General features: G+C 48.5%; 8 protein-coding genes and 1 pseudogene. 5 read left to right on the forward strand and 4 right to left on the reverse strand.

Annotated elements, in window-relative coordinates:
- Positions 1-24 precede the first annotated feature (24 nt).
- The 3 genes from BACCOPRO_RS02645 to BACCOPRO_RS02655 form a co-directional block, all read right to left on the reverse strand.
- A complete protein-coding gene (locus BACCOPRO_RS02645; protein WP_008140665.1) occupies positions 25-1,341 on the reverse strand; it encodes a TolC family protein in 1,317 nt (438 codons plus the stop codon).
- Positions 1,322-1,762 carry a MarR family winged helix-turn-helix transcriptional regulator gene (locus BACCOPRO_RS02650; RefSeq protein ID WP_008140667.1) on the reverse strand — a complete coding sequence of 147 codons (441 nt, stop codon included), beginning with the start codon at positions 1,760-1,762 and terminating at the stop codon, positions 1,322-1,324. The genes BACCOPRO_RS02645 and BACCOPRO_RS02650 overlap by 20 nt, the downstream gene beginning before the upstream one ends.
- Before the next feature lie 173 nt (positions 1,763-1,935).
- Positions 1,936-2,961 carry a threonine aldolase family protein gene (locus BACCOPRO_RS02655; RefSeq protein WP_008140669.1) on the reverse strand — a complete coding sequence of 342 codons (1,026 nt, stop codon included), beginning with the start codon at positions 2,959-2,961 and terminating at the stop codon, positions 1,936-1,938.
- 124 nt (positions 2,962-3,085) lie between these two features.
- Between BACCOPRO_RS02655 and BACCOPRO_RS02660 the strand changes: the two genes are divergently transcribed.
- A complete protein-coding gene (locus BACCOPRO_RS02660; protein WP_008140671.1) occupies positions 3,086-3,934 on the forward strand; it encodes a TrmH family RNA methyltransferase in 849 nt (282 codons plus the stop codon).
- On the opposite strand, the gene bamJ is transcribed toward BACCOPRO_RS02660, so the two are convergent.
- A complete protein-coding gene (bamJ, locus tag BACCOPRO_RS02665) occupies positions 3,893-4,324 on the reverse strand; it encodes a BamJ family beta-barrel-assembly machinery protein (protein ID WP_008140673.1) in 432 nt (143 codons plus the stop codon). The two genes, BACCOPRO_RS02660 and bamJ, sit on opposite strands and share 42 nt — an antisense overlap.
- A gap of 249 nt (positions 4,325-4,573) precedes the next feature.
- On the opposite strand from bamJ, the gene BACCOPRO_RS02670 reads away from it, so the two are divergent.
- From BACCOPRO_RS02670 to BACCOPRO_RS17960, 4 genes and pseudogenes are all read left to right on the forward strand, one after another.
- Positions 4,574-5,092 carry a pyridoxamine 5'-phosphate oxidase family protein gene (locus tag BACCOPRO_RS02670; RefSeq protein WP_008140675.1) on the forward strand — a complete coding sequence of 173 codons (519 nt, stop codon included), beginning with the start codon at positions 4,574-4,576 and terminating at the stop codon, positions 5,090-5,092.
- Between the two features lie 14 nt (positions 5,093-5,106).
- Positions 5,107-5,853, forward strand: a pseudogene (locus tag BACCOPRO_RS18455) (MBL fold metallo-hydrolase); the annotation flags it as partial.
- The gene (locus BACCOPRO_RS18260; RefSeq protein ID WP_258460219.1) at positions 5,854-6,246 is read left to right on the forward strand and encodes a (deoxy)nucleoside triphosphate pyrophosphohydrolase; all 393 of its coding nucleotides are present in this window, start codon (positions 5,854-5,856) and stop codon (positions 6,244-6,246) included.
- A 1,041-nt stretch (positions 6,247-7,287) separates the two neighbouring features.
- On the forward strand, positions 7,288-8,805 hold a 1,518-nt coding region (locus BACCOPRO_RS17960; protein WP_008140681.1), incomplete at its 3' end, for a DUF8426 domain-containing protein.

Genomic DNA, 8,805 nt, shown 5'->3' on the forward strand with positions numbered 1-8,805 from the left:
TGATTGTTAACGGTATGAATGGGGTTACAGGTTTCCGATGGCCCGTTGAAGTTCATAATAGGTGTAAATGACCTGTGTGCGTGCCGTAGTGAGTTGCAATTCGGCATTGAGCCGCAGGTTGTCGGCGTCAAGCAGATCGGTCAGGATGGCCAGCTGGTTCATATAGCGGTTTCGCATGATCCGGTAGTTCTCCTCGGCCTGTTTTACCGAGAGTTTCAGGGATTCCACCCGGTCGGTAGCTTCGTGATGCTTGAGCAGGGCTGCCTGTACTTTCATACGGATGTCTTGCCGTTTCTGTTCTTCGGTGTTGCGCATCAGAAGTACGTTTTGCCGGGCCTCGTTCATGCGGTGCCGGTTGCGGTAGAGCGCCGAAAGAGGATAGGAGAGTGAGAGTCCGATGTTCCAGTTGTTGTTATAAAGGTCGGCCATGGTGCGTGAAACGGGTCGGGCCAGGGTATTCGAGGCGGTTAGTGAAAGCCGTGGAAGCTGTTCGGCCCGTGTCAGTGCAATGTTGTTTTCGGCCAGTTCCGTCTGTTTCCGGATGAGCTGCATGGCCGGATCGGAAAGGAATGCCCGGTCCACATACTCTCCGTAGGTACCGGCCTGGAAAGTCTGTTCCAGCAGGGTTGTATCCGGGATCAGGAGCAATCTTTCGTCCATGCCCAGCAGAATGTCCAGCCGTTGGGATACCAGCCGGATATTGTTTCGGGTTTCGGTGACGGCCAGCCGGTCGTTGGTCAGTTGCATTTCACTCCGGAGAACGTCATTGTTTGTGATAATGCCTTCTTCCTTCATTCGCCAGATGTCCTTGAGCCTGCGTTCAGACTCCTCAATGTTCCGGTTGAGTACCCGGTCCTGTTTGTAGAGGCTGAACAGGTTCAGATATTGCTCGAGCAGTTCCAGTTTGATGTCTGCCCGGTCGGTTGCAGTCTGAAGCCGTGCGATGTCCTGCTCCAGTCCGGCTTTGCGGATGGAATATTTGATTTTTCCTCCCTGATAGAGAGGCTGGGTAAAATCGACGGTGTAGTTCTGTTGCCAGTCGGGAGTGTCGGGGCGGGTCGGATCATTCAGTCCGCTTTGCCATACGACAGGTTGTCCCAGCACCCCTCCTTTCAGACCGATGGAGATATCAGGCATCCGGGCGGTTCGTGCATCGCGTATGCGCTCTTCGGCCATCTGCTCTTTCAGACGATCGGCATGAAGCTGGAGGTGCTGTTCCGCTCCCCGTGCAAACAACTCATCCAGACTGATCCGGAGGGAATCATGCTGGGCATAGGTGGTAAACGGAATGCATAAGGAGAGAAAAAATGTTGACAAAAAATCAATAGGTCTCAATGGCATGCTGCAAGTCCTTTAATAATTTGTCGGTCAGCTTGATCTGTTCTTTTCCCAGGATTCTTTCCAGGCGGTCGTAATATTCCTTGAGTTGCGGGGCAATCCTTTGGTGAAATTCTTCTCCTTTTTCGGTGAGATAGACCAGCTTGTTGCGCCGGTCTTTCGGATTTTCATGCCGGCAGACCAATCCTTTGCGTTCCAGATTTGTCATGAGACTGGTCAGGCAGGCTTTGTCTTTGGCAGTCCGTTCTGCCAGAGTCTGCTGGGTGACCCCCTGTTCGCTCCAGAGACAACTCATGATCTGTAACATTTCGAAGGTAATCCCTGCATTGGAGTTCCGTAGCAGGCGTTGCATAGCGTGACGTGATGCCATACGGGTGCGTATCAGCTGCATGATACACTCTCTTGAAGTAATTTTCTCGTTCATTTCTGTTAATCTTGAATATGGGTGCAAAGATAGTGTTTTTTGAATTATTTGGTATAATATTAAACTAATTCTTATCCGGGAACTGTGTTTTTTTCTTTCGTGCAATATTTCCGTAATATGGAAATCCCCTTTTCCGTTCCTGTTTCAGGGAGGAGAAGGGGAGAAATCGTTTTTCAGAGTAAACTGATCAGTGTATCCACGTCTGCTTCACGGGTTGCCCAGCTGGTGACGAAACGTACGACGGTTTCCGTTTCTCCTCTTGGTCCCCAGAGTTCGAAAGTTGCTTCCTGTGCAAGGCGGTCAATCGTCTCATTGGGCAGGCATACGAATTGCTGGTTGGTGGGAGAATCGAGATGCAGGCGGTATCCTTTCTGTACGAAAGCCTGCTTCAGTTTCAGGGCGAGGCGCACCGCATGTGCTCCGAGCCGCTCGTAGAGGCCGTCGGTGAAAAGTGTTTCAAACTGGATACCCAGCAGACGTCCCTTGGCCAGCAAGGCTCCGTGTTGCTTGATCAGTGGGAAGAAGTGTGGCAAGCGTTTCGGGTCGGGTGCGACAACCGCTTCTCCGAAGAGCGTTCCGACTTTGGTCCCGCCGATGTAGAATGCGTCACAGAGGCGTGCAATGTCCTTGAGAGTGACGTTTGTTCCGGGAGAGGCCAGTCCGTATCCCAGGCGTGCTCCGTCCATATAAAGCGGAATATGAGCTTCGCGGCATACGCGGCTCAGATCCTCCAGTTCATCGAGCGTATAAAGTGTGCCGTATTCGGTGGGATGGGAGATGTAGACCATTCCCGGGGCAACCATGTGCTCATAGGTTTCGTCGCGGTAGAAGTCGGTGATGTAGGCTTTCACCTCGTTGGCCCGTAGCTTGCCTTCGTGCTGGGGCAGGGTAATCACTTTGTGGCCGGTGGCTTCGATGGCTCCCGATTCGTGTACGTTGATATGGGCGGTTTCTGCGGCCAGAACTCCTTCGTGGTGAGCCAGAAGCCCGTCGATGACGGTTGCGTTGGTCTGTGTACCTCCTACCAGGAAATGTACGGCTGCTCCGGGCTGTCCGCATGCCTTGCGGATCAGTTCCTTTGCACGGGCGGTATAGGGATCATTTCCATATCCTGCGGTCTGTTCCAGATTGGTTTCGGTCAGGCGCCGTATCACTTCCGGATGGGCACCTTCCATATAGTCTGTGTCAAAATGTATCATGTTGTATTTCTTTGTTTGATTAGCCTTGCAAAGGTAACAAAGAAAAGCCGAAAACCAGCAGGTGTATGCCGGTTGGAATAACTTTTTCGTATCTTTGCAAAGTTTAGAGACATTCTGTGAATATATGCCTGTGATAGAAATAACTTCGCTGGACCATCCGGGAGTGGATGTGTTCAGCGCTTTGACCGAAGCTCAGTTGCGCAACCGGCTCGATCCGGCAAAAGGTGTTTTCATTGCCGAGAGTCCCAAGGTGATCCGGGTGGCTCTTGATGCCGGTTACGAGCCTTTGTCCCTGCTTTGTGAGCGCCGGCATCTGACGGGAGATGCGGCAGATATCCTTGCCAGGGTGGGAGATATTCCCGTGTACACCGGTGAGCGGGATTTGCTGGCCCGGCTGACCGGCTATACCCTGACGCGGGGAGTGCTTTGTGCCATGCGTCGTCCGTGTGTACGCGAAGTGGCAGAGGTGTGCAAGGATGCCCGTCGTGTCGTGGTGATTCATGGGGTGGTGGATACCACCAACATCGGAGCCATTTTCCGGTCGGCCGCAGCTTTGGGAATTGATGCCGTGTTGCTGACTCCCGACTCGTGTGATCCGTTGAACCGGCGGGCTGTACGTGTGTCTATGGGTTCCGTGTTTCTGGTTCCCTGGACATGGGCCGACCGTCCGCTGGAGTGCTTGAAAGAGCTTGGATTCAAGACGGCTGCTCTGGCCCTTACCGACCGTTCCGTGCCGTTGGACTATCCGCTTCTCAAGCAGGAGTCCCGTCTGGCACTGGTGATGGGTACGGAGGGCGACGGTCTTCCTCAGACGGCCATTGACGGGGCTGATTACGTGGCCCGTATTCCCATGTATCATGGAGTGGATTCACTGAATGTGGCGGCTGCTTCGGCCGTGGCTTTCTGGGAGCTCCGGCTTCCCGGTAATGTTTCAGGCGATGCCCAGCAGTTCGATGTCGAAGATCAGTGTTGATCCTCCGGGAATACCCGGCTGGGAGAATTTGCCGTATCCCATTTCGGCAGGGATGTAGATTTCCCATCGGTCGCCTATGCACATCCGCTGGAGTGCGATGATCCATCCGTCGATCAGGTCACTCAACCGGAGGGCAGCCGGGATTCCTCCCCGTGTGTCGTCGAATATTCTTCCGTCGATGGTACGGCCGGTGTAGTGGACGGTGACGATGCTTCGTGGGCCGGGATGTTTGCCGTCAGCCCGTCCTTCGGCCAGTGATTTGTAACAGATCCCTTTCGGGAGCGGACTGACTCCCGTTTCTTTGCTCTTGCTGGCCAGCCAGTTGAGATTGGCCTGTGTATACTCTTTGCGATTGTTTTTCGTCTGAACTTGTTTTTTGTCTTTTTCCATGGTCGCTTCTTTTTCGTGTTCACAAAGATACTTGCTCGTTTTCGGTCCGCCAAAAATGAAAGGCCGGGTTTATGCAAAAATCTGTTAACGGAAAGAAGTTTCTTCCGGAAATTATTTTTCGCAGGAAGAAAATATCGTTTTCCCTGTGGGGGAAAGTGTTTTCCTGATGCGTGTTTTCTTTCCCTTCTGTATGATTTTTCCCGGCCGCATTGTACCTTTGTATTGTAATAACTCTCAAAAGACGGTGATATGCGAAAAGTAAGTAGAGAAATGGACAGTGCCTGGGCGCTGGAAGTCATGCGCAAGGCTCCTTATATAACGGTCAGTTTCACCCGGCCTGACGGAACGGCTTATGGGGTACCTCTTTCACTGGCAAGTGCGGACGGCCGCATCTGGTATTTCCATTGTGCTCCGGAAGGGGACAAGCTGGATGCTCTTGCCGTTCATCCGGAAGTATGTCTGTCGGCCGTAACGAAGTGTGCTCCTACGGTAGGGCCCAAAGACGGATCGTTCACTCTCCAGTATCGTTCGGCTATTGCGTTCGGAAGAGCGGAACTGGTGACCGGGGATGCGGAAAAGATTGAAGCTCTCCGTATCATCAGCCAGCGTTTCCTGCCGCAACACATGGATGCATTCGATGATGCGGTTCGCCGGAGTCTTCATCGTACGGCGGTGGTGCGTATCACGCTTACAGATCCTCCTGTGGGTAAGCGCAAGCAATATGACAAGCAGGGGGAAGAAATGAAATATGGACGCATGGAAGAATAAAAAACAGTCAGCTTATGCAACTTACCTATCTGTTTCATAGCGGTTTCGTGTTCGAGACTGACCGCTGCATTCTCGTGTTTGATTACTGGATGGATCCGGCGGGTGCCATGTCCCGGTACCTGGAGTCATCGAAGCCTCTGTATGTCTTTTCCAGCCATTTCCACGAAGATCATTTCAACCGGGAGATCTTTTCCTGGCGAACCCGGAAAGCAAACGTGTGCTACATTCTTTCGAAAGACATTCTGAAGCACCGACGGGCCGGAAAGGAAGAAGCTGATGCCTGGCTGGGCAAAGGAGCCGTGTGGGAAAACGAACATCTCCGCGTGACGGCTACGGGAAGTAACGATAGCGGTGTGTCGTGGGTGGTGGAAACCGGCGGCATGCGTCTTTTTCATGCCGGCGACCTGAACAACTGGTATGCCCGTTTTTTGACCGACGACTATCAGGGAGGGCTGGTTTATAGTCCCGATTTCGGCGTTGATATTGATCCGGCCAGGGAAGAAAAGCGTTTTCTGGGCGAGCTGAAAGATATCCGTAAACTTGCCGGCCGTTTCGATGTGGTGATGTTTCCCGTGGACGGCCGCATCGGCAACGGATATACCCGCGGAGCCCGTCAGTTTCTTGACAGGTTTCAGGTCGGACTTTTCGTTCCCATGCACTTTGTGGCCAGCGGTTTCGAGTCAGCCTGGCGGATGAAGGAATTTGCCGATGCGAAGTCTGTCCCATTCTGGAGCATTGCGGGAGAAGGAGAAAGCCGTGAGGTGAGGAAACGCATCGAAGTTGTAGCTGCGGTGATGAGCCGCGACGGGAAGTATTTCGCTACCCAGCGCGGTTACGGCGAGTTTAAGGACTACTGGGAATTTCCCGGTGGAAAGATGGAGCCGGGTGAGAGCCGGGAAGAGGCTCTGATGCGTGAAATCCGCGAGGAACTCGATACGGATATCCGGGTGGATGCCTTTCTCACGACGGTGGAGTGTGACTATCCTTCGTTCCACCTTACGATGCATTGTTATCTGTGTACCGTAGTTTCGGGCAGTCTGGTACTGAAGGAGCATGAGAGTGCTGCCTGGCTGGGTGCGGACGAACTGGATCGTGTGGCGTGGCTTCCGGCAGATGTGGAAGTGGTGAAGGAGATTAAGAAAAGGGGAGCATGAAATTCTGAAATCAGCAAGCAATGTTAAAGAAAGACGAATATAGTCTGGTAGATTATGTTTCCTCACATGGTGATTTTCCTGTGAACATCACTTGAAAACTGGAGAAACCTGTGATGCCGCGATATCTGAAAGTAGTATAGAAATAGTTGGTTATACTAATGTTATTTTGCTATAAATGAGAGCGAAAATTTGACATTATTTGATGATGCAGGTAAAAATGCTGACTTTGATTTCTCTTGGATTCTTCGTTCGGGATGAAAAGGTTAATGCTCTTTTATTTGAAATGATGAAAAAGACAGTTATAATCTTTTCCTGTGTTAAATCATAGTCCTTTATTAACGTAACGAGCCGAATCTTTTGATGAAAAACGCTGAGATAAATGTGGCTATGCGCCTAATTGTTTTACATAACCCTTTCGTTATATTGGATAAAACGCTTCGACATTTTTGAGGGAAGCTGAAATAAAGGGATTTTAAAGCTGGAAGCGGGAAAAAACAGACTCCAAATCAGTGTTCCTGTTTCTGCTTTTTACGCGAAAATGTATTGTTCTGGTTTTGATAAGGCAGGCTTTTGTAATCTGCATGTTGCGGATTTTGTATTTTATATGTCTGAATGATATTTCGCGGACTTGTGAGAATTCAAAATATGTAACATGTGTAATAAAGTTCTATGAATAGGGGATATTTAGAAGGGTGGAATTAACATAATGACAAATTGAAATGGAGTTCATAAGGCTGACAAATGTGATATGTCTTTCCTATGGCTATGAATCGGCGTTTAATAAGCAAAATTAGAATGTCAACAAAAGTCTTTCTTTACCAGTATGTAACCGGAGAAGAAGAAATAGTTTGGGTATTTGCTTTTTATTCTTTAAATTCGCAAAAATAGATTCTGAATCATGAATATTTTACACCGTATATCTGGAATGTTTTTCTTGAATCTGCTATTGGGAGATCAATGGAGCTTGCTTTGTTCCTGAATTTCGGGAGAATATATTGACTTGAGAATTTCTGAGAGTAATGGATTAAAGGCCTAGTAATTATGATAAACATAAGTTCAAGCAATCTTGCTAAAATCATTGAAGCGTATAAAGTCTATTTTAAAGAGTATTTTTCTATTGAACTTTACAAATGGAAAGCTGTAAGGTGTTTCCTTGCTTACTGGGACATTGAAGCTGTTAATTTTAAGGGTATGCTGAAACAGGCATTAAGTAAGACGGAAAATTTGCTGACTTTAATGAATAATTATCCGAGGAATATGTTAGAAGAGTTTTGTGAGTTAGATGAAACAAAAGTACGCGAAATGTTTAGAGAGCTATTTGATGAGAATCAGAATGTTGTCTTTCGGATAAATCAGTTTCGAAAAAATGCAGATGAGTTATTGAGGCTATGGGGGAAGGGTAAGCAACATTATCAGACGTTAAATGCAATTACCACATACCTTTGGCTTCGATATCCGGATAAATATTATATCTATAAGTATTCTTGTGCACGGAAAATGGTGAGGGAGCTGATGCCTTCAATGGTACTTAAGAAGGGAAGTGGAGCAGAGGAAGTGAGTGAGGTCTTTAAATTATATGATGAGATTGCTAAGGTGTTGCAGAAGGATGCTGATATCAGAAAAATGTTGGATAATGTTTTGACCGAAGATTGTTATCCCGATAAAAATCTGAGAACTGCTGTTGTGGATTTGGCGTATTTTGTTGGTCGGTATTATCACCCGGAACCGAAAATGTTGCCAGAACCAGGAACGAAGGTGCAAACTTGGATTTATTCCCCTGGAGAAGGAGCCCGTAAATGGGATGAGTGTGTAGCCAAGAATAAGATGTATCTAGGCTGGGATGATATGGGTGATTTTGATTTGTATGAGACCCGTGAAGATATGAGGACCCGGATGAAGGAATTATACGGCGAAGAAAAGGATTACAGGAATGATAGTCTGGCTACCTGGGAATTTACCAGTGAAATGAATATAGGCGATGTGGTGTTTGCCAAGAAAGGCCGGGGGTGTATTATCGGGCGGGGAATAGTCACAGGCGATTATGAATATGACAAGAGCCGAGATGAATACAGACATGTCAGAAGTGTAAAATGGGACAAAGTGGGGGAATGGACTTTAAAGGAACCTCTTGCAATGAAGACGTTGACAAATGTGACGTCTTATGCGAATTATGTAGAAAATTTAAATAAGATGCTGGAAAGTAGAACGGAACCTGAAACGGCCTCTAATTATTGGTGGCTATGTGCCAATCCGAAAATCTGGAGTATGACAGGCTGGATGGTCGGTGAAGAACAGGACTACACTCTTTATAATACAGCGGGGAATAAGCGACGGGTATTCCAGCATTTTCTGGATGCACGAGTAGGAGATAAGGTGATTTGTTATGAAGCAAATCCTACCAAACAGATTTCCGGATTGGCAGTTATCTCAAAGGAAAGTGATGGTGAAAGAATTTGTTTCCGGAAGATAGAGACATTAGCTTCGCCTGTGGATCTATCGGAAGTTAAGTCAATGCCGGAACTTGCAAATATGGAATTCTTGGTAAATCCGAACGGTAGT

Origin of the sequence: Phocaeicola coprophilus DSM 18228 = JCM 13818, assembly GCF_000157915.1 — a bacterium.
Classification (GTDB): domain Bacteria; phylum Bacteroidota; class Bacteroidia; order Bacteroidales; family Bacteroidaceae; genus Phocaeicola; species Phocaeicola coprophilus.